The sequence below is a fragment of the Sphaerisporangium sp. NPDC005289 genome (assembly GCF_040607455.1).
GTDB lineage: Bacteria > Actinomycetota > Actinomycetes > Streptosporangiales > Streptosporangiaceae > Sphaerisporangium > Sphaerisporangium rhizosphaerae.
The window spans coordinates 226,914-252,178 of sequence record NZ_JBEXGS010000003.1; the positions used below are offsets into that span (position 1 = coordinate 226,914).

Genomic DNA, 25,265 nt, shown 5'->3' on the forward strand with positions numbered 1-25,265 from the left:
ATGTAAAACCTGACGTTGACGTCAGAGGCAAGTCTTGTGACGGAGGTCACGGTGCGTATCGGAGATTTGGCGGCGCAGTCAGGCGTCAGCGTGCGGGCCCTGCGCTACTACGAGGAGCAGGGGCTGCTGGAGGCGAACCGGAGCGGCTCCGGGCAGCGCCACTACCCCGAGTCCGCGGCCGACCGGGTCCAGCTGATCCAGACGCTCTACGCGGCCGGCCTGTCCAGCCGGACCATCGCCGAACTGCTGCCCTGCGTCGAGGCCAAGGTCAACACTCCTGAGTCGCGGGCCCGGCTGGCCGCCGAGCGTGATCGCATCGACGCCCAGATCGCCGCGTTGACCCGTACCCGTGACCACCTCGACGCGGTCATCCTGCTCTGCGGAAGCCCGGCCAGCGGCTGTGCGTGGATCCCCGACCAGGACATCGCCGCGCAGGCGAACCACTCCGCGACGCCGTGATCGCGACGGCACGCACCACCGGATCGCACCCGCCACGACGGGAACCGAGGTCTGCCGATGAACCCGGTTGCGACCCCTACCTGGGTGACCCATGCTGGCGGCCATGCTGATCCGAGAGGCGATGCCGGACGACTGGCCCAAGATGTGGGCCTTCATGGAGGGCATCGTGCGTGCGGGTGAGACCTTCTCCTGGGATCGGGGCACCACCGAATCCGAGGCCCGTCAAATGTGGTTCCCGAAGCCGCCGGGCCGCACCTTCGTCGCCGTGGACGCGGATGGAACCGTCCTGGGCACAGCCAACAGCGTCCGCAACCACCGTGGCGGCGCCGCGCACATCGCCAGCGCGAGCTTCATGGTCGACCCGGATCACTCTGGCCGGGGCGTCGGCCGGGCACTCGGCCAGCACGTCCTGGAGCAGGCACGCAAGGACGGCTTTCGAGCGATGCAGTTCAACGCCGTTGTGGAGACCAACACCCGGGCGGTGGCGCTGTGGAGGTCACTCGGCTTCGAAGTGATGACCACCCTCCCCGACGGCTTCCACCATCCGACTCACGGCTACGTAGGACTGCACATCATGTACCGGCAGCTTTGAGTCTCACCGTCACACCATGAGTCGCCGGAGTTCAGCGGGTGAAACGACCGTTCTTGACGCCGTTCAGAAACGCCGACCATTCGCCCGGACTGAAGACCAACACCGGCCCGTCCGCGTTCTTGCTGTCCCGCACGCCGATGATCCTAGGCAGACCAGTGGCGACCTCGACGCAGTTGCCGCCATTCTCACCACTGCGGGAGCTCTTTCTCCATGTGGCCTTGGTCAGGTCGACCGCGATCAGGTCTGCCGCTTCCATTGGTCTCGCGCCTCCTTGATCATTTCGAGGGATTGACCAATACCCGATCACATCCGGCAGCGAAGTCCGGTTTTGGGGTTCTGTCACCTTTTTCGATATGCGCCACAAGCGACGCCGAGCAATCGAGATTCTTACCCAGTCGGGCCTGGGTGAGGCCTGCTTGCCTGCGCACCCGAGCCAGCTCCCTGCCGAAGCGCTGAACCGGCGTCAAACGTGGATCAAGGTCGTTGTCCACGCGCTCCCCTCACTCGTGCTCCTTGCAGCGTGACAGCTACTTGACAGATCTTGACCACTTCCTCCTCTACGTGGGCAAATTCGGGTCTCGACTGTCCTCTATTCTCTCCACAATTCATGCCGCCACACAGGCAATCTGAAAGCGGCGGCGATTTTCGTCGATGCGAATATGACGGCAATCGGACGAACCGACCATCCATGGCCAAGGCAGCGTGACAGACGCACGTCTTGGATGTGCGGGATCTCTTCAGAGACGGTGGTGAATGTGGGCGCCAAAAAGGTGCGGCACTCGAATGACGCGGCCGAGCGGATCTGGGAGGTCGTGCAGTGAGGACCATGGGTGGGCTGCTCGGCAGGGTCGAGGTCCTGGGGCTGAGCAGTTCGGTGAAGATCGCGCGGGAGTATGTGCGTTCGGTGCTGCACGTGGCCGGGCGGCGGGAGCTGGACGAGGTGGAGGTTCTGGTCAGTGAGGTGGTCACTCGGCGCGGTGACCTCCCCGGCCGAATCGCCGCTCCATTCAAGTGCGCGCCGCCGCGCTTCGCGGATGAATGTCGCCGCCGCGATTCCTTTTCCGGTGGCGGGAGGTCTACCTGTTGTGGGCCGAGGATCATCCGCGACCGCGGGGAGCGAGGCCTGGTTCGCCGAGGACTGTGAGAGAGGATCGAAACGATGGGAAGCAAGCAGGAGCCCGTGGCCACCCGGCAGCTGAGCCGGGCCTTCGCCAGCACCCGGGCCGTGCTGGCCAAGGTCGGACCCGGCCGGTTGGACGGCCCGACGCCGTGCGTGTCGTGGGACGTGCGCGCGCTGATCAACCATTTCGTCGGCTCGGCCCGGTGGGGCGCTTCCGCCGTCCTGGGCGCCGGTTATGAGGCCACCGACGAGAACTACGCGGCCGGCGACTTCCTCGCCCACTATGACGATGGCATCGACCTCGCGCTGGCCGCTTTCGGAACCGACGGCGTTCTGGAGAAGAGGATCGAGCTGGCGTTCGGCGAGTTCTCCGGCGCGGACCTGATGAGTATGGTGGTCAGGGACCAGTTCGTCCATGGATGGGACCTCGCGCGCGCCATCGGGCACCACACCGACCTTGATCCCGAGCTCGCAGGCGAGCTGCTCGTCCAGGCCCGGGTCGAGATCCTCGACGCCTACCGTGGGCCTGAGGGAGAGGCCATCTTCGGGCCCATCGTCGAGGCTCCTGCCGACGCGTGCGCGGCCGACCGGCTGGCCGCCTTCCTCGGCCGCTCCCTATGACCGGAGAGTGATCGTGACCTGTGGCGGAATCTGACCAGGAGACCGTCGTGCCCGACGTGCCCGACGGTGAGGCGTTCGTCAGGGACGCCGAGCCGTTCCGGCGGGAACTGCTGGCGCACTGCTACCGCATGCTCGGCTCGGTGGACGATGCCACCGATGTGGTCCAGGAGACCTATCTGCGTGCCTGGCGTTCCTACAGCGCGTTCGAGGGTCGGTCATCGGTGCGCACCTGGCTCTACCAGATCGCCACCAACGCCTGCCTGACCGCGCTGGGGCATCACAGCAGGCGAGTGCTTCCTTCCGGCCTCGGCGGTCCGGAACCGGACCCCGAGGCCGCCCCGGAACCGGCCGGACCCGATGTCGGCTGGCTTCAACCGGTCCCCGACGCACTCGTCGGCCCTGAGACGGCCGACCCCGCGTCCATCGTCCTCGCGCGGGAGGACCTGCGACTGGCGCTGGTCGCCGGCCTGCAGTACCTGTCCGGGACGCAACGGGCCGTGCTCATTCTGCGGGATGTGCTGTCCTTTCCCGCCGCCGAGGTCGCCGTCATGCTGGGCACCACCACAGCGGCGGTCAAGAGCGCGCTGCAACGCGCCCGCGCCCGGCTCCGGGACCTGGCCCCCGCGGCCGGCGAGATCATCCCGCCCACCGAACCGGGTGCCCGTGCGCTGCTCGACCAGTACGTCGCGGCCTTCCAGAACGCCGACGCGCCGGCCCTGGAACGGCTGCTGCGCCGGGACGCCACCCTGGAGGCGACGCCCTTCAAGACCTGGTTCGCCGGCCGCGCGACCTGCGTGCCCTACCTCCGTACCCGGATTCTCGGATCGCCCGGTGACTGGCTCATGCTCCCGACCGGCGCCAACGGGCAGCCCGCCGCGGTGGCCTACACCCGTGACGGACACGGCGCCTACCAGGCGTACGGCATCGTGGTGCTCACCGTCACCGGCGCGGGCATCAGCCAGATCATCTCGTTCCACCAACCGGGCCTGGTCGCCACCTTCGGCTTCCCGCCGACCGTCGTCCGCTGAGTCAGGTGGAGGGGGCCACGTCGGGGGTGCGTTCGAGGTCGCCGGATTCGCCGGCGTGGAGGGCACGGCGGCCGAAGTACACCACGTACGCCAGGAAGGCGGCCTCGGCGAGCACCCCGATGCCGATGCGCGCCCAGGTGGGCAGCGGCGACGGGGTCACCAGGGCCTCGATCAGCCCGGACACCAGCAACACCACGACCAGGCCGAGGGCGACGCTGACGACGGCGCGTCCTTGCTCGGCGAGCGCCTCCGCGCGCTTCCGCGGACCGGGGTCGATGGCCGTCCATCCGAGCCGCATGCCGACGGCGGCGGCGAGGAAGACGGCGGTGAGCTCCAGCAACCCGTGCGGGGTGATCAGGCCGAAGAAGATGTCCAGCCGGTCGCGTGAGGCCATGAGGCCGGCGGAGATGCCGACGTTGGCGGCGTTCTGCCACAGGATGTACGGGATGGGGATGCCGAGGAGGACCGACATCGCGATGACCTGCATCGACACCCATGCGTTGTTGATCCACACCTGCCCGGCGAACGCCCCGGCCGGGTGCTCGGAGTAGTAGTCGGCGAAGTCGTGCTCGACGAGCTGCTTGATCTGTTCGGGTCCGGCGATGGCGGCCTGGACGTCGGCGTTGCGCGCGACCCAGAAGCCGAGCACGACCGAGACCGCCAGGAAGACGGCGGCCGAGCCGGCCCACCACCAGCGGGCACGGTAGGCGACCACGGGGAAGGAGACGGTGAAGAACCGGATGAACTCCCGCCAGGCGGGGGTGTGGGCGCCGGTGACGGCCGAGCGCGCCCGTGCGACCAGCGCCGACAGCCGGCCCACGAGGAGCCGGTCGGAACCGGACCTGACGATGGACAGGTGGGTCGCCACGCGCTGGTAGAGGTCGACCAGTTCGTCGACCTCGGGGCCGGTCAGCGAGCCGCGGTGCCGCACCAGGGTCTCGAGCCGGTCCCACGTCGGCTTGTGCACGGAGACGAACGCGTCGATGTCCACGCACGAAAGCCTATTGGCCCGGTGGATAGGGTGGGGGCGTGGCAGATGTGGTGACCGGTGAGGCCGTCGTCGTCGAGGTGCGGGTGGCCCAGCTGCCGAGCCGCGCGGTGGCCCTGTTGATCGACATGCTGCTGCAGTTCGCGGCCATCGTCGGGCTGTCCCTGCTGCTCGGCATGCTGTCGGTGGTCACCGAGGAGGCCTTCGCGATCGCGCTGACGATCCTGCTGACCGCCCTGGTCATGGTCGGCTACCCGGTCATCTTCGAGACGCTGAGCCGCGGGCGCAGCCTGGGCAAGCTGGCGCTCGGGCTCCGGGTGGTGAGCGACGACGGCGGCCCCGAGCGGTTCCGGCAGGCGATGTTCCGCGGTCTGGCCGGGCTGCTGGAGTTCTGGCTGCTGTTCGGGGCGCCCGCGCTGATCGGCTCGCTGGTCAGCGAGCGCGGCAAGCGGCTCGGCGACGTCTTCGCGGGCACCATCGTGATCTCCGAACGGGCCCCGCGCCAGGCGCCGCCGCCCGAGATGCCGCCCCAGCTCGCCGCCTGGGCCACGACGCTGGAGCTGTCGCGGCTGCCGGAGGCGCTCGCCGCCACGGCCCGGCAGTACCTGTCGCGCTGGCACCAGCTGTCCCCCGCCGTCCGCCACGAGATGGGGGTGCGCATCGCCGGGCAGTTCTCCTCGTTCGTCTCGCCGCCGCCCCCGCCCGCCGCGCCGCCCTACGCCTACCTCGCCGCTGTTCTGGCCGAGCGCCGCCGCCGCACGCAGGCGCGGCTCGCCCTCCAGGCGCGGCAGGCGCGGGCGTCGTCGTCCGCTTCTCCCTTCGCAGGCGTGCCGGGAGCGGCGCCCGTTTCCGGGGCGTATCCGGCGCCGTTTTTCCCGCCCCCACCTGCGGCGACACCGCCGACGGCCAGTGGTTTCATCCCTCCCGCCTAGATTTCGCGTCTTCTGCCGCATACATGCCCGAACAGGGGGCACAGGGACGTCCAGCGGGCCACTGGGGCATTGGTCCGCTACGTGGGAAACGGGTGTGGCCGGCGCGCATGGGAGAGGACGCGCCGGCCACGCCCATGTCATCCCCCGGTTCACCTGGGAGCCCCGACAGGCGTACGCCCGTTCGCGGAAGTCCCGGCCGCACGCCCCTTTCTCGCCGGGAGTTCCCGCCCGCATGCCCCTTTCTCGCCGGGAGTTCCCGCCCGCACACCCCTTTCCACTGACCGCCCCCGAGGGTCAGGCGAGCCGGACGCGGGCGTCCAGGAGGGCGTAGGCGACGTCGACCAGGAGGTTGGCGACGACCACGGCCGCCGCCGTGATGAGCACCACCCCCATGATCACCGGCAGGTCGCTGCTCACGAACGCCTGCACGACCGCCTGGCCGACGCCGCCGAGCCCGAAGACCGACTCGGTGACGACCACTCCGCCGATGAGCGTGCCGACGTCCACGCCGAGCTGTGACACCACCGGCGTCAGCGCCGAGCGCAGGCCGTGCCGGACGACGACCCGCCGCTCGGGGACGCCCTTGGCGCGCGCCGTCCTGATGTAGTCCTCTCCGAGCACGTCGAGCATCGAGCCCCGCGTGAGCCGCAGGTAGGTCGCGGCCTGCACGGTGGCGAGCGTGACCCAGGGCAGGATCAGGTGCCGCGCCCACTCGGCCGGGTTCTGGGAGAAGTCCACGTAGGAGTCCGGCGGGAAGATCGGCAGGCCGGCCTTGGTGAGCTGGAAGAACAGCAGGTAGAGCAGCAGCAGCCCGATGACGAACGTCGGCATCGAGACGCCGGCGAGCGCCAGGAACGTCATGGCCCGGTCGAGAGGCGAGCGGGCCCGGGTGGCGCTGAGCACGCCCGCGCTGACGCCCACCAGGAACCACAGCACCGCGCCGCCGAGCACCAGGGAGAGGGTCGGCGGGAGGTCGGCGGCGACGAGCGTGCCGACCGACTCGCCGTTGAAGTAGGACTTGCCGAGATCGCCGTGCAGGAGGCGGCCCATGTACTGGCCGTACTGCACCAGGACGGGCTGATCGAGGCCGAGGTCGCGCCGGATGAGCTCGACCTGTTCCGGGGTGGCCTGCCGGCCGGCCAGCGTGCGTGCCGGGTCGCCGGGGGCCACGAAGAACATGAAGAACGTCCCGAGCGTGACCAGCCACAGGACGATCGCGCCGAGGATCACCCGGCGGATGAGGAAGCGGCGGAACATCGGTCAGCCCCCCGTGGTCTTCTTGCGGGCGCGCCTGCGGGCGATGCCCCTGCGGCGGCTGAACAGGCGCTCGGTGCGCGGGTCGATGGCGTCGCGGACGCCGTCGCCGAGCAGGTTGAACGCCAGCGTGGCGACCAGCAGCGTGCCCGCGGGGAAGGTGAGGTACCACCAGGCCACCCGGTAGAACCCCTGCGCCTCGCTGAGCAGGTTGCCCCAGGACGGCGTGGGCGGGACGATGCCGAGCCCGAGGTAGGACAGCGTCGACTCGAACACGATGGCGGCGGGCACCAGCAGCGTGACCAGCACGATCACCGGGGCGAGCAGGTTCGGCAGGATGTCGACGACCATGACGCGCGCGTCGCTCGCGCCGAGCGACCTGGCCGCCTCGACGTACTCCCGTTCCTTGATCGAAAGTGTCTGCCCGCGCACGATCCGGGCGATCGCCGCCCAGGAGTAGAACGCGATCACCCCGACCGTGGCGGTCAGGGACGGACCGGCGATGGACACCACCGCGATGGCGAAGATCAGGTACGGGAAGGAGAGCACGACGTCCATGAGGCGCGACAGCAGCGTGTCCACGACGCCGCCGTAGAAGCCGGCGAGCAGCCCGACGGCGACGCCGAGCACGGCCGCGAGCCCGGTGGACAGCACGCCGACGACCAGCGACACCCGCGCCCCGTACAGCACGCGGATGAACAGGTCGCGGCCGAGCCGGTCGGTGCCGAACCAGAACGTGCCGTTCGGCGCCACCGGAAGTCCCTGGTCGGTGATGCCGATGTCGCGGAACTGGTCGTCGGGCCCGTGGCCGCTCCACTGGGCGATCAGCGGCGCCGCCGCGGCGAGCAGGAGCAGGAGCACCACCACGACCGCCGAGGCCAGGGCGACCTTGTCGGTGCGGATGCGGGCCCAGGCCAGGGCCCACGGGCTGCGCCCGGCGATGGTCCTGCCGGGCACCACCCCGGGCCGTATCTCGGTGAGCGTCACCTCGTCCCCCTTTCTCCCGCCGGCGCTTCTCCGCCGATCGGGTAGTGGCAGGCCGTCAGGTGGGCGCCGCCCTCCAGCGGGGGCTGTCGTTCCGCGCAGAGGTCCCCGGCGCGCGGGCAGCGGGGATGGAAGCGGCAGCCGGACGGCGGGTCGATCGGCGAGGGCACGTCGCCGGTGAGGATGACCCGGCCGCGCCGGTCGGCGGCGTCGGGGTCGGCGACGGCCGTGGCCGACAGCAGCGCGTCGGCGTAGGGGTGGCGAGGATGCTCGTACAGCTCGTCGGCCTCGGCCAGCTCCACGACCCGGCCGAGGTACATCACGGCGATGCGGTCGCTGACGTGCCGCACCACCGACAGGTCGTGGGCGATGAACAGGTACGTCAGGCCGAACTCGTCCTGCAGGTCCTTGAGCAGGTTGAGAATCTGCGCCTGGATCGACACGTCGAGCGCCGACACCGGCTCGTCGCAGATGATCAGCCGGGGGCGCAGGGCCAGGGCGCGGGCGACGCCGATGCGCTGGCGCTGCCCGCCGGAGAACTCGGCCGGGAAGCGGTTGTAGTGCTCGGGGTTGAGCCCGACCCGTTCCATCAGCTCGCCGACCGCGCGCCGTCGTTCCTTGGCGGTGCCGATGCCGTGGATGACCAGCGGGTCGGCGATGATCGAGCCGACGCGCCTGCGCGGGTTGAGCGAGCCGTAGGGGTCCTGGAACATGACCTGGATGTCGCGGCGGAACGGCCGCATCGCGCCGCGCGGCAGATTGGTGATGTCCTGGCCGTCGAAGACGACCTTGCCGGAGGTGACCGGGTACAGCCCGGCGATGCAGCGGGCCAGCGTGGACTTGCCGCAGCCGGTCTCGCCGACCAGGCCCAGCGTCTCGCCGGGCGCGAGGGTGAGGCTCACCCCGTCGACCGCGTGCACCTGCCCGACCCTGCGGCGCAGCACGGCGCCCTCGTGGATGGGGAAGTGCTTGACCAGGTCGTCGACTTCGAGGAGGTTCACGCCGCTCCCCCGTTCTCCGCGCGGGCGGCGCGCAGCCGCACGGCCTCCGCCTGTTCGCCGAGCCCGACGGCCTCGTGCGGCAGCCAGCAGGCCGAGGCGTGGTCGCCGTCGCCGGTCACGCGGGCCAGCGGCGGCGGCTCGGCGGAGCAGACCGGCATGGCGTAGCGGCAGCGCGGGTGGAACGCGCACCCGGGCGGCACGGCGATCATGCTCGGCGGCTGCCCGGGGATCGGCCGCAGCCGGCCCTTGCGCACCCCCGTGCTGCCGGGGATGGACTCCAGCAGGCCCTTGGTGTACGGGTGGTGCGGCCGGTAGTAGATCGTCCGCCGGTCGGCCCGCTCCACGGGAAGCCCGGCGTACATGACCATGACCTCGTCGGCGACGCCCGCCACCACGCCGAGGTCGTGGGTGATCAGCACCAGCGCGATGTCGAACTCCCGCTGCAGGCGCGTGATCAGGTCGAGGATCTGCGCCTGGACGGTGGCGTCCAGCGCGGTGGTGGGCTCGTCCGCTACCACCAGGCGCGGGTTGAGCGCGAGCGCCATCGCGATCATCGCGCGTTGCCGCATGCCGCCGGAGAACTGGTGCGGGTAGTCGTCCACCCGGCGGTCCGGGCGCGGGATGCCGACCAGCCCCAGCAGTTCGACCGCGCGCCGCCGGGCCTCGGCGCGGCCCACGCCGGCGTCGTGGACGCGGATCAGCTCGGCGATCTGCCAGCCGACCTTGTACAGCGGGTGCAGGCTGGTCAGCGGGTCCTGGAACACGACGCTGATCGCCGACCCGCGGATCCGGCGCAGCCGCTCCTCCCCCAGCGTGAGCAGGTCGACGCCCTCGAACAGGGCGCTGCCGGTGATGTCGGCCTCGGGCAGCAGGCCGAGGATGGCCTGCGTGCTCACCGTCTTGCCGCTCCCGGACTCCCCGACGATCGCCAGCGTCCGCCCCGGCTCGACGCTGAACGACAGCCCGCGGACGGCCCGCACGAGGCCGTCCGCGGTCGGGAAGCCGACCGTGAGGTCCTTGACTTCCAGAAGGCTCATCTACCGGTCCTTCGTCCGATTCCTGCGATCACGACGTCGCGCCCGCATCACGGGCTCGGCGGGTCGAGCCAGAGGTTGGTGACGTCGTAGAGCTGGAAGGAGGGCAGGTAGAGGGCGTTCTTGACCCGCTTGGCGTGGTAGATCGGCGTGTTCTGGTTCTGGAAGGGCACGATCACCGCGTCCGCCATGACCTGCTGGTCCACCTGGTGCCACAGACCCGCCGACTTCGCCGCGTCGGGCTCGGCGAGCGCCTGCTTGATCAGGTCGTCCACCCGGGGGTTGCTGTAACAGCCGTAGTTGGAGGTGCCGGGGGTGCAGTTGGTCTGGAACAGCGGCTGGGCGACCGCCCGCCCGTTGTTGCCGTACCAGTCGGGCACCCAGCCGGGGGCTGAGATGTCCCACTTGCTGCCCTTGGCGAGGGACACGTTCTGCAGGAAGGCGCCGTAGTAGTCGCCCTGCCGCACCGGCAGGCCCTTGACCGTGATACCGCATTTCTGCAGGTCGGCGGAGTAGGACTGGAAGACGGCCGGGTGGTTGCCCGCGTTGCGGTAGGCCCCGGTCAGGGTGAGCCCGTTCGGGTAGCCGGCCTCGGCGAGCATCTGCTTGCACTTGGCCGGGTCGCCCGCGTCGCCCGGCGTCGGATAGGGGTTGTACTCCTGGTAGCCGATGTTGCCCGGCGGGATGGCGGTGTGCAGCGGCGTGTTGAGCTCCTTGCCGCCGTAGATCTTGCCGATGGCCACCTTGCTGATCGCGTACTCGATGGCCTGGCGCACCTTGAGCTTGCCCATGGCGCCGCCGGCGTTCTTGCTCTGCTGGTTGAACACCAGGTAGGGGTTGGTGATGGCCCCGGGGAAGACCTTGTAGTTCGCGTCGCCGGAGGAGGCCAGGCGGGGCAGTTGCGCCGTCGGCACCGGCAGGTCCCACGACAGGTCGGCGGTGCCGGCCTCCAGTTGCTGCTGCACGCTGTCGGGCTCGGTGACGCCCTCCTTGACCTCGATCGCGTCGACGTACTGGTGGCGGATCGGGTCGGCCTCCTGCTTCCAGGCCGGGTTGCGCTCCAGCCTGATCTCCTTCGTCGCCACGTACTTGACGATCTTGTAGGGCCCGTCGGAGACGACGTGCTGGCGGAAGTCCGCGTCGTCGGGCAGGTACTGGTCGTACTCCTGCGGCGCCGCCGAGGCGAAGTTGAGCGACAGGATGTTCAGGAAGTCGCTGGCCGGCTGGACGAGCGTGAACACCAGCGTCTTGTCGTCCTTGGCCTGGACCCCGGGGATGTCGTGGGAGTTCTGGAAGTCGGCCAGCGCCTTCGGCGTGGGCTTGTCCTTCTCGAACGCCTTGGCATAGGCGGAGCAGTACTCCGCCATGCCCTTGATCGTGCTGGTGTAGTACCCGGGCGCTCCCGAGCCGGCCACCGGGTTGCACAGCCGCTTGAAGCCGCGCAGGTAGTCCTGGGCGGTGACGGCGCGCGGCGGCGTGGTGTCCCACTGGACGCCGTCGCGCAGCTTGACGGTGTAGGTGAGCAGGTCCTTGCTGAGCCCGCCGTTCGCCGTGGTGGGGATCTCGGCGGCGACGTCGGGCACGACCTCCAGAGCCTTCTTCAGGTCGGCCTGGGCGGCCAGCGAGAACAGCTGGCGGGCGTAGGCGCGCAGGAGCCCGTTGGTCACGGTGTAGTAGGTGCTGGTCGGGTCGAGGTGGTCGACGTCGCCGCCGCCGACCAGCCGCAGCGTCCCGCCCTGGACGGGCTTGCCGGCCGGCTGCTGGGCGCCGGCGGACTTTCCGGCGCCGGTGCCGCCGGTGCCGCTGTCGGTCGCGCAGGCGGAGGCGAGCAGCGTCGCCGCCGCCGCGACCGCGATGGTGAGATGGCGCGATCTGGCCATCTGCCCTCCTGGGTGCCGAGATGGGGATCCTGGTGGCCGGTCGCAGGGCGGGCGCGCGGTAGGCTGGCGCCCTGCCTTGCGGCTGGGACGGGTGCTCGGGGATGAGGCGCTTGGTGCAGATCGAGGGCCGCTCTGATTGAAGGAACCCACTTTCCGGGCCGGCTGTCGAGGCCGGTTACGCAACCGATGGCGATGCGCGATCCATAAGTGATGCCGGTTCGGTCGTGAAATATCAGCGAATTGCGACACAATCGCCGAACAACCCGCTCATAGCCCTCTGAGCTGCGCGAACGTCGCGGTAGCGGCCGCATGCAAAGGTGCTCCCAGGGATGGGAAGCAGGAGGTAAACCCGGTTTCCGGACTATTGGTACGGGCATCGGTACATTTGAACGTCTGCTTCCTCCGGGGATGCACCCGAATGAGGTGGAGCAGTGAAACCGACGCCGTCCACGACCTCGCGCCGGAACATCCCGCCCCCCTTGCTGACCATGGGCATGGAGGAGGAGTTCCTGCTGATCGACCCGCGCAGCGGGCGCCTGCGGCCCGCCGCGGGACAGGTGCTGCGCCGCCTCGGCGGGCTGGCCGCCTGCCGGGTCGTGCCGGAGCTGACCAGGTGCCAGGTCGAGACCAACAGCGCCGTCCATACCGATCTGCGGGCGCTCGCCGCCGACCTGCTGCGGCTGCGCGCCCTCGTCTCCGCCGCCGCGTCGGACGCGGGAGCCGCGCTGTCGGCGTGCGGGACGTGCCTGGTCGGCTGCGGCGGCATGCCCCCGCTCAGCGCCGCACCGCGCTACCGGCGCATGTACGAGCAGTTCCGCGCCCTGCTGTACGGCCAGGGGGTGTGCGGGTGCCACGTCCACATCGGCGTCGCCGACCGCGAGGAGGCCGTGGGGGTCAGCAACCACGTGCGGCCCTGGCTGCCGCTCCTGCAGGCGCTGACCGCCAACTCCCCCATCACCGACGGCGAGGACACCGGCTACGCGAGCTGGCGGGCGATGTTGTGGGCGCGCTGGCCGAGCGCCGGTCCTCCGCCGTACTTCCTGTCGGCCGGCCACTATGACGGCCTGCTGCGGGGCCTGCGTGCCAGCGGGGCGATCCTCGACCGGGGCATGGTGTACTGGCTGATCAGGCTCTCCCACCACCTGCCGACCCTGGAGTTCCGGTCGGCCGACACCTGCGCCACGGTGGAGGAGGCCGTCCTGCTGGCCGCGCTGGTCCGGGCCCTGGCCGCGACCGCGCTCGTCGAGGTGCGCCGGGGCGTCCCGGGCCCGCCGGTCGACCACACGCTGTTGTGCGCCGCGTACTGGCGCTCGGCCCGCGACGGCATGGAGGGCGCGGTCTACGACCCGATCACCGGCCGGGTCGTCCCGGCGTGGACGCTCGCCGAACGGCTGGTGGAGACCGTGCGCCCGGCCCTGGCGGCGGCCGGCGACCTCGCGCCGGTCACGGCCGCGCTGCGCCGCATGCGGCGCGGCGGCTCGGGCGCGGAACGCCAGCGGGCCGCCCACCGCCGCCGCGGCCAGGTCGGCGACGTCGCCGAGCTGCTCGTCCGGCAGACCACGCAGGTGCCGGAGCTGTTCGGCGGGCCGCCCTCACCGGCCCGGGCGGTGACCGGGACGCGCGCCGGCGTCGGCGGCTCGCTCGTCCCTCTTCAGGAACCGACCCGCCAGGAGCTGAGGTAGTCGGCCTGGACGGCGGTGAGCGCGTCGATCTCGATGCCGGCCGCGCCGAGCTTGAGCCGCGCCACCTCGGTGTCGATCTCCGCCGGCACGTCGTACACCCCCGGGGCGAGCCGGGAGCGCTCTCCGGCCAGCCAGGCGACGGCGAGCGCCTGGGCGGAGAACGACATGTCCATGACAGCGGCGGGATGCCCCTCGGCGGCCGTCAGGTTGACCAGACGGCCCTCGGCGAGCAGCAGCAGGCGCCTGCCGTCGGAAAGGACGTACTCGTCGGTGTAGGGCCGTACGCCGAAGTTCACGTCCTGCGCCATGCCCTCCAGGGCCCGCACGTCGATCTCGACGTCGAAGTGGCCGGCGTTGGCCAGGATGGCGCCGTCCCGCATCTCGGCCAGGTGCTCGCCCCGGACGACGTCGCGGTTGCCGGTGACGGTGATGAACAGGTCGCCCGCCCTGGCCGCGTCGGCCATCGGCAGCACCTCATACCCCTGCAGGGCGGCGTCCAGGGCCTTGACCGGGTCGATCTCGGTGACGATGACCCGCGCTCCCTGGCCCCTGGCCCGCTCGGCGACGCCGCGCCCGCAGTAGCCGAACCCGGCGACGACGACCGTGCGCCCCGCGAGCAGGACGTTGGTGGCCCGCATGATGCCGTCGAGCGTGGACTGGCCGGTGCCGTAGCGGTTGTCGAACATCCGCTTGGTGCGGGTGTCGTTGACGGCGACCATCGGGAAGCGCAGCGCCTGCTCGGCCGCCATCTGCCGCAGCCGGATGATGCCGGTCGTGGTCTCCTCGCAGCCGCCCGAGACGCCTTCCAGCAGCTCGACGCGCTCGGTGTGCAGGATGTTGACCAGGTCGCAGCCGTCGTCCAGCACCAGGTCGGGGGCGATGTCCAGCGCCTCGTGGATGTGCCGGTAGTAGGTCTCGCGGTCCACCCCGGCCCGGGCGTGCACCTCCACCCCGTAGGAGGCGAGCGCCGCCGCGACGTCGTTCTGCGTGGACAGCGGGTTGGAGGCCGCCAGCGCGATCTCGGCCCCGCCCGCCTTGAGCGCGCCGACGAGCACCGCCGTCTCGGCGGTCACGTGCAGGCACGCGGCGACCTTCAGCCCCTCCAGGGGGCGGGTCTGGCTGAAGCGCGCCCCGATGGCGCGCAGCACGGGCATGGAGCGCAGCGCCCAGTCGATGCGTCGCTCCCCCGCCTCGGCGAGCGGCGCGTCCGCGACGTCCACGGTCCCCCCTGTGCTCATGTGGCGAAGGGTCCCCGCGCGGACCGCGCGGGGACCCTGCCATGATCGTCGATCAGTAGCGGTAGTGGTCCGGCTTGTACGGGCCCTCGATGTCCACGCCGATGTACTCGGCCTGGGCCTTGCTCAGCGTGGTGAGCTTGACGCCGAGCGCGTCGAGGTGGAGCCGCGCGACCTTCTCGTCCAGGTGCTTGGGCAGGACGTAGACGCCGATCGGGTACTGCTCGGTCTTGGTGAACAGCTCGATCTGCGCGATCACCTGGTTGGTGAAGGAGTTGGACATCACGAAGCTCGGGTGGCCGGTGGCGCAGCCGAGGTTCATCAGGCGGCCCTCGGCCAGCACGATGATCTGGTGCCCGTCGGGGAAGGTCCAGGTGTGGACCTGCGGCTTGACCTCGGTCTTCACGATGCCGGGGGTCTTCGCCAGGCCGGCCATGTCGATCTCGTTGTCGAAGTGGCCGATGTTGGAGACGATCGCGTTGTGCTTCATCCGGCCCATGTGGTCGGCCGTGATGATGTCGAAGTTGCCGGTGGTGGTCACGAAGATGTCGGCGATGCCGACGACGTCCTCCAGCGTGGTGACCTGGAAGCCGTCCATCGCGGCCTGGAGGGCGCAGATGGGGTCGATCTCGGTGACGATCACCCGGGCGCCCTGGCCGCGCAGCGCGTCGGCGCAGCCCTTGCCCACGTCGCCGTAGCCGCAGACCACGGCGACCTTGCCGCCGATGAGGACGTCGGTGGCGCGGTTGAGGCCGTCGATGACGCTGTGGCGGCAGCCGTACTTGTTGTCGAACTTGCTCTTGGTGACCGAGTCGTTGACGTTGATCGCCGGGAAGAGCAGCGTGCCGGCCTTGAACATTTCGTACAGGCGGTGGACGCCGGTGGTGGTCTCCTCGGTGACGCCCTTGATGCCCGCGGCGACCGTGGTCCACCGGCCCTCGTCGGTCACCGTGCGGCGCAGGAGGTCGAGGATGATCTTCCACTCCTCGGGGTCCTCCTCGGCGGGCGAGGGGACGGCGCCGGCCTTCTCGTACTCGGCGCCCTTGTGCACCAGCAGGGTGGCGTCGCCGCCGTCGTCCAGGATCATGTTCGGGCCGGTGCCGTCGGGCCAGCGCAGCGCCTGGTCGGTGCACCACCAGTACTCCTCCAGCGTCTCGCCCTTCCAGGCGAACACCGGCACGCCCTTGGGGGCGTCGGTGGTGCCCTCGGGGCCGACGACGACCGCGGCGGCGGCGTGGTCCTGGGTGGAGAAGATGTTGCAGCTCACCCAGCGCACGTCGGCGCCGAGCGCGACCAGCGTCTCGATCAGCACGGCGGTCTGGATGGTCATGTGGAGGGAGCCCATGATCTTGGCTCCGGCCAGCGGGCGAGTCTCGGCGTACTCGCGGCGGACCGCCATCAGGCCCGGCATCTCATGCTCGGCGAGCTGGATCTCTCTGCGGCCGAAATCGGCCAGCGCAAGGTCGGCGACCTTGAAGTCCATGGTGTCTTCCCCTCAACCCGGTCATTGTGCGTCCCTGCGAGTTTAAGAGCCCCGCGGACCCCAACGCATCCCCAGATCTGCGAACCTGACACAATTATGTAAGAATTGGCCCCATGCGCATCACCGAGGCGGCGAAACGACTGGGAATGTCCCCGCGGATGCTCCGTTACCGCGAGGCGCTCGGCCTGCTGCCGCCGACCCGCGAGAAGGGCTCCCACCGCCGCTTCGGCCCCGAGGAGCTGGCGGCCGTCACCCAGGCGATGGACCTGGAGCGGCGCTTCGACGTCTCCCCCGCCGAACTGGCCTTCGGCCTGCGCGTGCTCAGCGAGCCCGCCGTCGCCCAGGCCGTCCGCGACCTCGGCCTGCGCGTCGGCCGCATCCAGGCCCCCCGCAGGGCCCTCGACTTCGAAAAGGAGAAGGCCCTCCGCCTGCTACGCCACGGCCGCTGACCAGCTGGAGACCTCACACTCACCCGGCATCTGCCCACGGTCGGACACGCGCGTCCGTCTGAGGTCGCACACCCGCTCGTGCCCGCCCGTCAAGATGCGACCCGAGCCGGACGCGCGCCCACTGCCTCGCCCAGCACCATGCTGCTGTGCCCCGACATACCGGTCCGGGCGTACCGACACGGACAAGACGGGCAGCAATATATGAGCATTGATCTTCGCGGGCGCATCACGCGGTGGCGGCAGACCGGCGCGGACCGGCGGGCCGCCAACGCCGCCGCCAATCTGGACCGCCAACCCCCGTTCCCCGGCCGGTGGGTGAGTGCCATCTCGCTGATCGCCGGTCCCATCCTGATCATGACCGGGACTCTGTTGCGGTCCCAGTTCTACTACTTCGTCCCTTATCAGCTCGTCGCCTACACGCAGCATCCCGCCCTCATCACCGCTGCCTACGCCTGTTTCGCCGGCGGGTTCGTTCTGCTGTGGCCGGCGGTCATGACGCTGGCACAGCGGATCGCCGTCACCGCCCCGCTGTGGGGACTGTGGGGCGGTTGCCTGGTGATCGTCGGCCTGTTCACCAGGACCTTCCAGTTCGGCACCGATCACCTGGCCTTCCACCTGACCGACAGCCTCGGCCTGCAGACCATGCTCAAGGGCATCGACGGCTACTACGTGGCGTGGCGGGACACCGTCTGGCATCCGTTCAGGTCCATGTCCGGGCCGGCCTTCTTCGGCTGGGTCGTGCTGGCCATCGGCGCCTACCGCTCCGGCGCCCTGGGGCTGGGCCGTTCGATCGCACTCGGCCTGATGTCAGCGCTCGCGCTCGGGACGCTCAAAGGCACCGAACCGCAGTCCTTCATCGCCGTGGGCGGCCTCTGCGTCGCCTTCATCCCCCTGGGCATCTCGCTGCTGCGCGGCGGCCCCCCACCGACCAGGCGCGCCATGATCTGGGTCGTCGCCCTCATCGCCGTGCACGTCCTCATGTCGGCCTTCGGTCCGAGAGGATGACGATCCGGACCAGTGCTACGCCGGTGAGCCGGGAACCCACCTCACGGCCACCGGCATCCGCACCTGATGAACGTGCGGAGGCGTGCCCTCGTTCGGAGAAGGGCGGACCGTCACCAGCGGCCGTCCGGGTTGGTGATGAGGCCGCCTTCGTAGGCGGCGATGACGAGTTGGGCACGGTCCCTGGCCCCCAGTTTGGCCAGGAGGCGGCCGACATGGGTCTTGACCGTGCCGATGGTGAGGCACAGATGCTCGGCGATCTCGGCGTTGGACATGCCCCTGCCGATGAGAAGGAGCACCTCGCGCTCGCGCCGGGTGACCTCGTCGAGGCCCCGCACGACCTGTGCGGGATGAGAGCCCTGCAGGAACTCGGTGATGAGCCGGCGGGTGACGGTGGGCGCGAGCAGCGCCTCACCGGAGGCGACGACCCGGATGGCGGCCAGCAGTTCGGCCGCCGTGGCGCTCTTGAGCATGAAGCCGCTCGCACCCGCCCGCAGCGACGCGTACACGTATTCGTCCAGGTCGAACGTGGTGAGGATCAGTACGAGCACGCCGGAGCAGGCGGGGTCGGCGCAGATACGCCGGGTCGCCTCGATGCCGTCCATGTCCGGCATGCGCACGTCCATCAGGACGACGTCGGGCCGGTGCCGGCGGGCCAGGCGCACGGCTTCGGCGCCCGTGCCCGCCTCGCCTACGGCGGCCAGCCCCGGTGCGGCGTCGATGAGGACCTTGAGGCTGTCGCGGATCAGGATCTGGTCCTCGACCAGCAAAACCCGGACGGGCGGGGATGAGTCGTGCGGAGCGGCGCCGATGCTCGCGTCGTCGATGCCCGTGTCGTCGATGCTCATGCCGCGGCGCCGTCCGGGGCGTAGGGCAGTCGAGCCGACACGCGAAAGCCTCCTTCGGGCCGGGGCCCCGAATCGAACGTGCCTCCGTACATCTTCGTCCGTTCCCGCATGCCGATCAGGCCGTGGCCGCCATGTCCGCCGTGGCCTGCCCGCGGCGGCCGGCCGTGGCGGGGACCGTCGTCGACGACCTCGATCACGGCCTCCCGCCCGTCGACGTCCACGGTGACCGCGCAGCGGGACGGCCCCGCGTGGCTGACGACGTTGGTCAGAGCCTGCTGCACGATCCGGTACACCGACACCGCGACCGCGGCGGGCAAGGCGGCCTCCTCACGGACGGTCAGCTCCACCTCGACTCCGGCCGAGCGGGCGTGGGCGGCCAGCCCGGGTAGGTCCGCCATGCCGGGCGCGGGCACAGGGTCCTGCTGAGGATCGCCGTCGGACCGCAGCAGGCCGAGCACCCGGTGGATCTCGGTGAGCGTGGTGCGGCTGGTCTCCTCGATGACGGCCAGCGCGGCGCGGACCTCCTGCGGGCGGGCGTCGGCGACGTGGTTGGCGACCGTGGCCTTGACGGCGATCAGGCTCATGCTGTGGCCGATGATGTCGTGCAGTTCCCTGGCGATGCGCCTGCGCTCGTCGGTCACCGCGGCGTCGGCGAGGTGACGGACGAGGCGGGCGGTCGTGTCCCGCTTCCAGCGCACGACCGTTCCGAGGGCCCACGCGACGGTCAAGAGCACACCGATCGTACCGATCTCGATCGGCCAGGCCGCAGGCATCTCGCTGGGCGTCGCCGCGAGCGCGAGACCGGGGAACACCTGCACGTAGTAGACCAGGATCGCGGTCACCGCGGCGGACACGCAGACCGCCAGGCCCGCCGCCGACCAGACGATCGAGGCGGTCGCTGCCACCAGGTACAGCACGAGCGCGGTCGGCACGAAGGTCAGCCAGATCGCGCCCGCCGCGACGGCGCCGGCAATGGTCACCCCCGTGCCCGCCGCGCACGCGACGGCGAGCATGGCCCGCGGCCGGCGCCGCCGGAGGGCGATCGGAAAGCTCAGGACCGCCGCCACCGGCCAGGCCGACCACCCGGACCACGGTGACGACGGCCCCGGCGGATCGACGATGGCGTATCGGATGAGCAGCGCGACAACGACCGCCACCACCGCGTCGGTGAGGTCGCTTCCACCGCGCCGCCATCCAGCCCATTCCATGATGGGACGGTATCGCCTCATCTGATCATGTGGCATCCGCCCACGGCTGGAAATCCGCATCCGTTCGACGGGGGCCGAGCGAGTCCTCGGGAGAACGCCGGCCGGGTGGGGTCGCATCCAGCGCGCGAAGGAGAGGACCTCTACGCCAGGGCCGCTGACAGTGGGTCCGGCTGGGCAGGGTCACATGGCCATGGCGTCGGTCAGGGTGGCGGCGAACTCGGCGGGATAGGACCAGTAGCCGAGGTGGTCCCCGGGGAAATCGATCACCTGCTGGTTCCATCGGGCCGCGAGCACGACGGCCGGCTGATAGGGGAAGTGGGCACGGGAGTCGCGGCCCCCCGCGAGGACGATGCGAGCGTGCTGCGCGTCAAGCGCGGCGAGGTCCGGGCGGTGGCTGGGAGCGTTGGGGACTTCTTGGGTCAGAACGGTGTGCGCGATTCCGGCCATGCGGCCGAGCAGCTCAGGGTCGAGATCGGCCGGCCGGAGAGCCTCGCCCATCCCGATCCCGGTCATGAACTGTCGCATCGCCGCGTCCGCGCCCTGGCTCTGATGGGTGGCGACGACATCCTCGAAGAAGGCTCGCCACCGCGGGGCGTCCGGCAGCACCTCCAGAAGGGGCGGTTCGTGCGCCACGAGCCTACCGACCCGCTCGGGATACCGGCCGATGAGAGCGAGTCCGATGACGGCTCCCGCGCTGGTGCCGAAGACGCGAGCCGGTTCTTCGGCGACGGCGTCGATCAGACGGCGCGCGTCTTCGACGTGCGTCTCGATCCACTCGGCCGACTCCTCGCCGGCAGGGCTGCGGGAGAAGCCCCTGCGGTCGTAACTGACGACCAGGTAGCGGTCGGCGAGCCGATCGGCCATGGCATCGAAGAAGCCGGCGTCGCCGTTACTTCCGGGGATCAGCAAGAGCGCGGGCCCCGAGCCGCGGACCTCATAGTGGATGCGGGCGCCGGCTACATCCAGGACGCCGTTCTCGTGCGTGGCCATCATGCCTCCGGTTCGGGTGCGCCAGATAAGATGCGGACTGCATCTAACGTACGCCGTTTCCGGTAAGATGCGCAACGCATCTAAAAGGAGCTTGAGATGAGCCGACGACGAGGAGAACGGCTGGAGCGGGCCATCCTCGATGCCACCTGGGAGCTGCTGACTCAGATGGGATACGCCAAACTGACGATGGAGGCCGTGGCCGCCAGAGCGGGCACCAGCCGGCCGGTGATCCACCGCCGTTGGCCCACCCGGGCGCAACTCGCGCTCGCGGCCCTCGACCACGCCGCACCCGTGGACACCGAGCCACCGGACACCGGCGGGCTGCGGACCGACCTGCTCGCCATGATGGAGCATGTCGCCCGGCTACTCGGCTCTGTGCACGGCGAGGTCCTGGCCGGCATGGCCGTCGAGACCGCCCGTGACCCGGAGGCCGCCCGCGCCCTCCGCGCCCGGCTGGCCTCCAGGGCTCAAGGAGGGCAGGTCGCGACCATCGTCCGGCGTGCGATCGAGCGGAACGAGATCCCCGCCGTCCGTCTGCCTTCGCGCGTGGTCAAACTTCCGTTCGACCTCATTCGCAACGAGGTCGTGCTGTACGGTCTGCCACCGGGCGAGGACGCGATCACGGAAATCGTCGACTCCATCGTCATCCCCGCGATACTTCACGCCCCGGCGTCCGAGCGGGTCCAAGCCGGTTAGCCGGCTTCACGTTCGCGCCAAGGCGTGCGAAAGCGCGCGGTGGGACGGCGGGACAGGTCGCCGGTCAGGCGTGGTCCGCCTTGGCCGGGGCGGCCGGCTCGGAGGCGGAGGGGTCCAGGGGGGAGCGGGGGGCCTCGTCCTTGCGGTAGAGGTCGGGCTCCAGGTAGATCATCTTGGCGATCGGCACGGCCTCCCGGACGCGCCGCTCGGCCTCATCGATGCCCTTGGCCACCTCGGCCGCCGTGTCGTCGTGCTCCACGGCGATCTTGGCGGCGACCAGCAGCTCCTCGGGACCCATGTGCAGGGTGCGCAGGTGGATGACCCGGCTGACCTCGGGGGCGCTCTCGAGCGCGTCGCAGATGCGATCTTCGATCTCGGGGGCCGCGCTCTCGCCGATGAGCAGCGACTTGGTCTCGACGGCCAGGATGACCGCGATGACCGCGAGCAGCAGGCCGATCATGAGCGTGCCCACGCCGTCCCACACGCCGTTGCCGGTGACCACGGCCATGGTCACGCCGAACAGCGCGAACAGCAGGCCGAGCAGCGCGCCGAGGTCCTCCAGGAGCACGACGGGAAGCTCGGGGGCCTTGGCGCGGCGGATGAAGGTGAACCACGACTGCTCGCCCTTGAGCGGCAGCGACTCCTTGATCGCGGTGCGGAAGGAGAACCCCTCGGCCGCGATCGCGAAGATCAGCACGCCGAACGCCCAGATCGGCGACTCGACGCCATGCGGGTGGGCGATCTTCTCGAAGCCCTCGTACAGCGAGAACACCGCGCCGATCGTGAACAGCACGACCGCGACCACGAAGGCGTAGAAGTAGCGCTCGCGGCCGTAACCGAACGGGTGCTTGCGGTTCTCGCGCTTCTGGGACCGCCGGTTGCCGAGCAGCAGCAGCGCCTGGTTGCCGGAGTCTGCGACCGAGTGCACCGACTCGGCGAGCATCGACGACGACCCCGTGAACAGGAACGCCACGAATTTCGATACAGCGATCGCCAGGTTCGCCCCCAGCGCCGCGATGATCGCCTTGGTACCGCCGCCCGCGCTCACCCGCAGTCTCCACCCATCCCGTCGAAACCGTGCACCTACCCGCCCGGTGAAGCGGTCATCGCAGATCTTATGGGGTAACTCGGGCTTTAAGTTCCGCGACGGTCGCCACCTGGGCCGGATCGACACCGTACCCCAGGGCCAGGTAAACAGTCCCGTAGTCGACCAGCCCCACCAGCGAGGCCAGCCTTTCCAGGGGATGGACGCCCTCGGCGGTGATCTCGGTGACCGGAACGCCCCTCTGCTCGGCCATGCGCACCGCCAGGACGCGCTTCTTGCTCACCTGCGGATGCTCCTCCAGATCGCGCAGCACGACCAGCCGCAGAGCCAGGGAGGCGCCGTCGCCGAAGATGTCACGCTCGGCGAGCGGGCCCTCGACCACCGCCACCTGGTCGTGGACCGCGCCGGGAATCTCACCGTAGATCGCGGGATATTTCGCGTTCTTGGCGAGCTGCGACACCAGCCGGTGCGCGACCGCGCCGGTCACCGGCGAGGTGCCCCACACCATGGGGATGGTGCCGGCGAGCTCCATCGCCAGGGTCTTGCCCGGGTTGATGAACGACTCGCTGGACGGGCGGCAGCGGTGGGCGATGTCCTCAAGGCGCGCGGCGGCGGCCTCCACCACCTCCGGACCGGCCTCGACCAGCCCGAGCTCCGCCGCGACGGCGACCAGCGGCATGGTCAGCGCCCACAGGCTCGCCCTGTCGGGCGGGAAAGTGCCGGCCACCGGGGCGATCGGCACGTGCAGCCCGGACGCCTGCTCGGCGATCGCCGCCAGCGGCGAGCGCGGGCGGCTCACCGTCAGCAGGCGGCAGCCGCGGCGGACGGCCTCCAGGGCGAGCGTGCGGGTCTCCTCGGTGGCGCCGGAGGACGACACCGCGATGACCAGGTCGGCGGCGCCCACCCAGCCCGGCAGCCGATAGGAGCCGACGGTCACGATGGGGATCGGCACCCCGCCCCCGCACACGGCGGCGAGCATGTCGCCCGCCAGGGCGGAGGAGCCCATGCCCGCCACGACGACCGCCCGGGGCCGGTCGCCGCGCGACAGCCGCGAGACGCCGGCCTCCAGCGCCGTGCGGTGCGAGGTGCGCACCTGCGCGCCGGAGGAGGCGATCGCCGGGAGCATGCCCGACGGGTCGCCCTCGGTCAGGAACGTCGCGTCGTCCAGCCGCTCGGGCTCGAAGGAGCTCACGCCTTGCGCGCCTCGTCCACCAGGAGCACGGGGATGTCGTCGCGGACGGGATAGACCAGCCCGCAGGTCTCGGAGCTGCACGCCAGCTCGTCGCTCTCGGGGACGGCGTTCAGCGGCGATTTGCACGCGGGGCAGGCCAGGATGTCCAGCAGCCAGTCATCGATCTTCACGGTGCACTCCTCACGACGGCGAGGACCTCGTCCCGGACCGCCGCCATCAGCTTCTCGTCGGCCGCCTCGGCGTTCAACCGGAGAAGCGGCTCTGTGTTGGACGGACGAAGATTGAACCACCAGTCGGGCCCCGACACGGTCAGCCCGTCGAGCTCGTCCACCGACGCGCCGTCGCGGCCGGCGAACGCCGCGCGCACCCGGGCCGTCGCGGCGGCCTGGTCGGGGACGGTGCTGTTGATCTCGCCGGAGGCGGCGTAGCGGGCGTAGCGCTCGAGGAGCTCCGACAGCGGGCGCCGCTGCTCGCCGAGCGCGGCCAGCACGTGCAGCGCGGCCAGCATGCCGGAGTCGGCGAACCAGAAGTCGCGGAAGTAGTAGTGCGCGGAGTGCTCGCCGCCGAAGACCGCGCCGGTGCGGGCCATCTCGGCCTTGATGTAGGAGTGGCCGACGCGGGTGCGCACCGGGACGCCGCCGTGCTCGGCGATGATCTCGGGCACGGCCCTGGAGGTGATCAGGTTGTGGATCACCGTGGCGCCCGGGTGCCTGGCGAGCTCGCGGACCGCGACCAGGGCGGTGATCGCCGAGGGCGGCACCGACTCGCCGCGCTCGTCGACGACCCAGCACCGGTCGGCGTCGCCGTCGAAGGCCAGGCCGAGGTCCGCGCCCTTGTCCAGGACGGCCTTCTGCAGGTCGCGCAGGTTGTCGGGCTCGATCGGGTTGGCCTCGTGGTTGGGGAAGGTGCCGTCGAGCTCGAAGTACAGCGGGGTCAGCTCGACCGGCAGGCCGTCGAGCACCGCCGGGACGGTGTGCCCGCCCATGCCGTTGCCGGCGTCCACGACGACCTTCAGCGGCCGGACGCCCGACAGGTCGACCAGCCCGCGCAGGTGGGCGGCGTACCCGGCCAGCAGGTCGCGCGAGGTGAGCTTCCCGGCGGCCGGGACGGAGGCGGCTCCGGCGCCGCGCCCGGCGGCGAGGATCTCGGCGGCGCGGTCGCGCACGGCGGTCAGGCCGGTGTCGGCGCCCACCGGGACGGCGCCCGCCCGGCAGAGCTTCATGCCGTTGTAGCGGGCCGGATTGTGGCTGGCGGTGAACATCGCGCCGGGCAGGCCGAGGCTGCCGCTGGCGTAGTACAGCAGATCGGTGGAGCCGAGGCCGGCGTCGACCACGTCGGCGCCCCGGCCGGTGACCCCGCGGGCGAAGGCGGCCGACAGCGGGAGGGAGGAGGGGCGCATGTCGCGGGCGACGACCACGGCGGCGGCGCCGACGACCTCGGCGAAGGCCGCGCCCACGGCCTCGGCGGCCGCCTCGTTGAGCTCATCCGGCACGACGCCGCGGATGTCGTACGCCTTGAAGATCTTGGCGAGGTCGCCCACTG

The 25,265-nt window shown here is 70.7% G+C and carries 26 protein-coding genes; 9 read left to right on the forward strand and 17 right to left on the reverse strand.

Going from position 1 to position 25,265, the window contains the following annotated elements; translation table 11 throughout:
* Positions 1–51: 51 nt before the first annotated feature.
* Positions 52–459: a MerR family transcriptional regulator gene (locus ABZT47_RS06660; protein WP_354836967.1), complete on the forward strand. Its 408-nt coding sequence runs from the start codon at positions 52–54 to the stop codon at positions 457–459.
* A gap of 103 nt (positions 460–562) precedes the next feature.
* On the forward strand, positions 563–1,051 hold the full coding sequence (locus ABZT47_RS06665; RefSeq protein ID WP_354836969.1) for a GNAT family N-acetyltransferase: 489 nt from the start codon (positions 563–565) through the stop codon (positions 1,049–1,051).
* Between the two features lie 31 nt (positions 1,052–1,082).
* On the opposite strand, the gene ABZT47_RS06670 is transcribed toward ABZT47_RS06665, so the two are convergent.
* Both ABZT47_RS06670 and ABZT47_RS06675 read right to left on the reverse strand, forming a co-directional pair.
* A complete protein-coding gene (locus ABZT47_RS06670; RefSeq protein WP_354836972.1) occupies positions 1,083–1,307 on the reverse strand; it encodes a DUF397 domain-containing protein in 225 nt (74 codons plus the stop codon).
* A gap of 19 nt (positions 1,308–1,326) precedes the next feature.
* The gene (locus ABZT47_RS06675) at positions 1,327–1,542 is read right to left on the reverse strand and encodes a helix-turn-helix transcriptional regulator (protein WP_354836975.1); all 216 of its coding nucleotides are present in this window, start codon (positions 1,540–1,542) and stop codon (positions 1,327–1,329) included.
* Between the two features lie 668 nt (positions 1,543–2,210).
* On the opposite strand from ABZT47_RS06675, the gene ABZT47_RS06680 reads away from it, so the two are divergent.
* Together ABZT47_RS06680 and ABZT47_RS06685 are read left to right on the forward strand one after the other, a co-directional pair.
* Positions 2,211–2,792, forward strand: a complete 582-nt coding sequence (locus ABZT47_RS06680; RefSeq protein ID WP_354836978.1) for a TIGR03086 family metal-binding protein — start codon at positions 2,211–2,213, stop codon at positions 2,790–2,792.
* A 20-nt stretch (positions 2,793–2,812) separates the two neighbouring features.
* Positions 2,813–3,820, forward strand: a complete 1,008-nt coding sequence (locus ABZT47_RS06685) for a sigma-70 family RNA polymerase sigma factor (RefSeq protein WP_354836980.1) — start codon at positions 2,813–2,815, stop codon at positions 3,818–3,820.
* A gap of 1 nt (position 3,821) precedes the next feature.
* On the opposite strand, the gene ABZT47_RS06690 is transcribed toward ABZT47_RS06685, so the two are convergent.
* Positions 3,822–4,811: a stage II sporulation protein M gene (locus ABZT47_RS06690; protein ID WP_354836982.1), complete on the reverse strand. Its 990-nt coding sequence runs from the start codon at positions 4,809–4,811 to the stop codon at positions 3,822–3,824.
* A 38-nt stretch (positions 4,812–4,849) separates the two neighbouring features.
* Here ABZT47_RS06690 and ABZT47_RS06695 point away from each other — a divergent pair, with 38 nt between their 5' ends.
* Entirely contained in the window at positions 4,850–5,740 is an 891-nt protein-coding gene (locus tag ABZT47_RS06695) for an RDD family protein (RefSeq protein WP_354836985.1), read from the forward strand.
* Between the two features lie 294 nt (positions 5,741–6,034).
* Here the strand turns inward: ABZT47_RS06695 and ABZT47_RS06700 are convergent, their stop codons facing one another.
* From ABZT47_RS06700 to ABZT47_RS06720, 5 genes are read right to left on the reverse strand one after another with little or no spacing between them, the layout of a single operon-like run.
* Positions 6,035–6,997 (reverse strand): ABC transporter permease, encoded by a 963-nt coding sequence (locus tag ABZT47_RS06700; protein ID WP_354836988.1) that lies wholly within the window; start codon positions 6,995–6,997, stop codon positions 6,035–6,037.
* Between the two features lie 3 nt (positions 6,998–7,000).
* Positions 7,001–7,981, reverse strand: coding sequence for an ABC transporter permease (locus ABZT47_RS06705; RefSeq protein ID WP_354836990.1), 981 nt, complete (start codon positions 7,979–7,981; stop codon positions 7,001–7,003).
* The gene (locus ABZT47_RS06710) at positions 7,978–8,979 is read right to left on the reverse strand and encodes a dipeptide ABC transporter ATP-binding protein (RefSeq protein ID WP_354836992.1); all 1,002 of its coding nucleotides are present in this window, start codon (positions 8,977–8,979) and stop codon (positions 7,978–7,980) included. The genes ABZT47_RS06705 and ABZT47_RS06710 overlap by 4 nt, the downstream gene beginning before the upstream one ends.
* On the reverse strand, positions 8,976–10,016 hold the full coding sequence (locus ABZT47_RS06715) for an ABC transporter ATP-binding protein (RefSeq protein WP_354836994.1): 1,041 nt from the start codon (positions 10,014–10,016) through the stop codon (positions 8,976–8,978). Before ABZT47_RS06715 ends, ABZT47_RS06710 begins: the two co-directional genes overlap by 4 nt.
* A 47-nt stretch (positions 10,017–10,063) precedes the next feature.
* Positions 10,064–11,893, reverse strand: coding sequence for an ABC transporter substrate-binding protein (locus ABZT47_RS06720; protein WP_354836996.1), 1,830 nt, complete (start codon positions 11,891–11,893; stop codon positions 10,064–10,066).
* 431 nt (positions 11,894–12,324) lie between these two features.
* Here ABZT47_RS06720 and ABZT47_RS06725 point away from each other — a divergent pair, with 431 nt between their 5' ends.
* On the forward strand, positions 12,325–13,575 hold the full coding sequence (locus ABZT47_RS06725) for a glutamate--cysteine ligase (protein ID WP_354836998.1): 1,251 nt from the start codon (positions 12,325–12,327) through the stop codon (positions 13,573–13,575).
* Here the strand turns inward: ABZT47_RS06725 and ABZT47_RS06730 are convergent.
* Together ABZT47_RS06730 and ahcY are read right to left on the reverse strand one after the other, a co-directional pair.
* Positions 13,545–14,813 (reverse strand): adenosylhomocysteinase, encoded by a 1,269-nt coding sequence (locus ABZT47_RS06730; RefSeq protein WP_354837000.1) that lies wholly within the window; start codon positions 14,811–14,813, stop codon positions 13,545–13,547. The two genes, ABZT47_RS06725 and ABZT47_RS06730, sit on opposite strands and share 31 nt — an antisense overlap.
* Positions 14,814–14,865: 52 nt before the next feature.
* Positions 14,866–16,293 carry an adenosylhomocysteinase gene (ahcY, locus tag ABZT47_RS06735; protein WP_354837002.1) on the reverse strand — a complete coding sequence of 476 codons (1,428 nt, stop codon included), beginning with the start codon at positions 16,291–16,293 and terminating at the stop codon, positions 14,866–14,868.
* A gap of 113 nt (positions 16,294–16,406) precedes the next feature.
* On the opposite strand from ahcY, the gene ABZT47_RS06740 reads away from it, so the two are divergent.
* The gene (locus ABZT47_RS06740; protein ID WP_354837004.1) at positions 16,407–16,742 is read left to right on the forward strand and encodes a MerR family DNA-binding transcriptional regulator; all 336 of its coding nucleotides are present in this window, start codon (positions 16,407–16,409) and stop codon (positions 16,740–16,742) included.
* Positions 16,743–16,943: 201 nt separating this feature from the next.
* The gene (locus tag ABZT47_RS06745) at positions 16,944–17,747 is read left to right on the forward strand and encodes a hypothetical protein (RefSeq protein ID WP_354837006.1); all 804 of its coding nucleotides are present in this window, start codon (positions 16,944–16,946) and stop codon (positions 17,745–17,747) included.
* A gap of 110 nt (positions 17,748–17,857) precedes the next feature.
* On the opposite strand, the gene ABZT47_RS06750 is transcribed toward ABZT47_RS06745, so the two are convergent.
* The 3 genes from ABZT47_RS06750 to ABZT47_RS06760 all read right to left on the reverse strand — a co-directional run bounded on the left by ABZT47_RS06750 (position 17,858) and on the right by ABZT47_RS06760 (position 20,790).
* Complete coding sequence (locus ABZT47_RS06750; RefSeq protein WP_354837008.1) at positions 17,858–18,592, reverse strand: response regulator transcription factor; 735 nt, start codon at positions 18,590–18,592, stop codon at positions 17,858–17,860.
* Entirely contained in the window at positions 18,589–19,800 is a 1,212-nt protein-coding gene (locus tag ABZT47_RS06755; RefSeq protein WP_354837010.1) for a sensor histidine kinase, read from the reverse strand. The genes ABZT47_RS06750 and ABZT47_RS06755 overlap by 4 nt, the downstream gene beginning before the upstream one ends.
* A 180-nt stretch (positions 19,801–19,980) precedes the next feature.
* Positions 19,981–20,790 (reverse strand): alpha/beta hydrolase, encoded by an 810-nt coding sequence (locus ABZT47_RS06760; RefSeq protein WP_354837013.1) that lies wholly within the window; start codon positions 20,788–20,790, stop codon positions 19,981–19,983.
* A gap of 96 nt (positions 20,791–20,886) precedes the next feature.
* Between ABZT47_RS06760 and ABZT47_RS06765 the strand changes: the two genes are divergently transcribed.
* Positions 20,887–21,486 carry a TetR/AcrR family transcriptional regulator gene (locus ABZT47_RS06765; RefSeq protein WP_354837015.1) on the forward strand — a complete coding sequence of 200 codons (600 nt, stop codon included), beginning with the start codon at positions 20,887–20,889 and terminating at the stop codon, positions 21,484–21,486.
* Positions 21,487–21,550: 64 nt separating this feature from the next.
* Here ABZT47_RS06765 and ABZT47_RS06770 read toward each other — a convergent pair whose 3' ends face one another.
* From ABZT47_RS06770 to ABZT47_RS06785, 4 genes are all read right to left on the reverse strand, one after another.
* A complete protein-coding gene (locus ABZT47_RS06770) occupies positions 21,551–22,534 on the reverse strand; it encodes a cation diffusion facilitator family transporter (protein ID WP_354837017.1) in 984 nt (327 codons plus the stop codon).
* A gap of 67 nt (positions 22,535–22,601) precedes the next feature.
* Positions 22,602–23,723, reverse strand: a complete 1,122-nt coding sequence (locus ABZT47_RS06775) for an SIS domain-containing protein (RefSeq protein WP_354837019.1) — start codon at positions 23,721–23,723, stop codon at positions 22,602–22,604.
* Positions 23,720–23,893 (reverse strand): Trm112 family protein, encoded by a 174-nt coding sequence (locus ABZT47_RS06780; RefSeq protein ID WP_354837021.1) that lies wholly within the window; start codon positions 23,891–23,893, stop codon positions 23,720–23,722. The genes ABZT47_RS06775 and ABZT47_RS06780 overlap by 4 nt, the downstream gene beginning before the upstream one ends.
* Positions 23,890–25,263: a phosphomannomutase/phosphoglucomutase gene (locus ABZT47_RS06785; protein ID WP_354837023.1), complete on the reverse strand. Its 1,374-nt coding sequence runs from the start codon at positions 25,261–25,263 to the stop codon at positions 23,890–23,892. Before ABZT47_RS06785 ends, ABZT47_RS06780 begins: the two co-directional genes overlap by 4 nt.
* Positions 25,264–25,265: the final 2 nt, after the last annotated feature.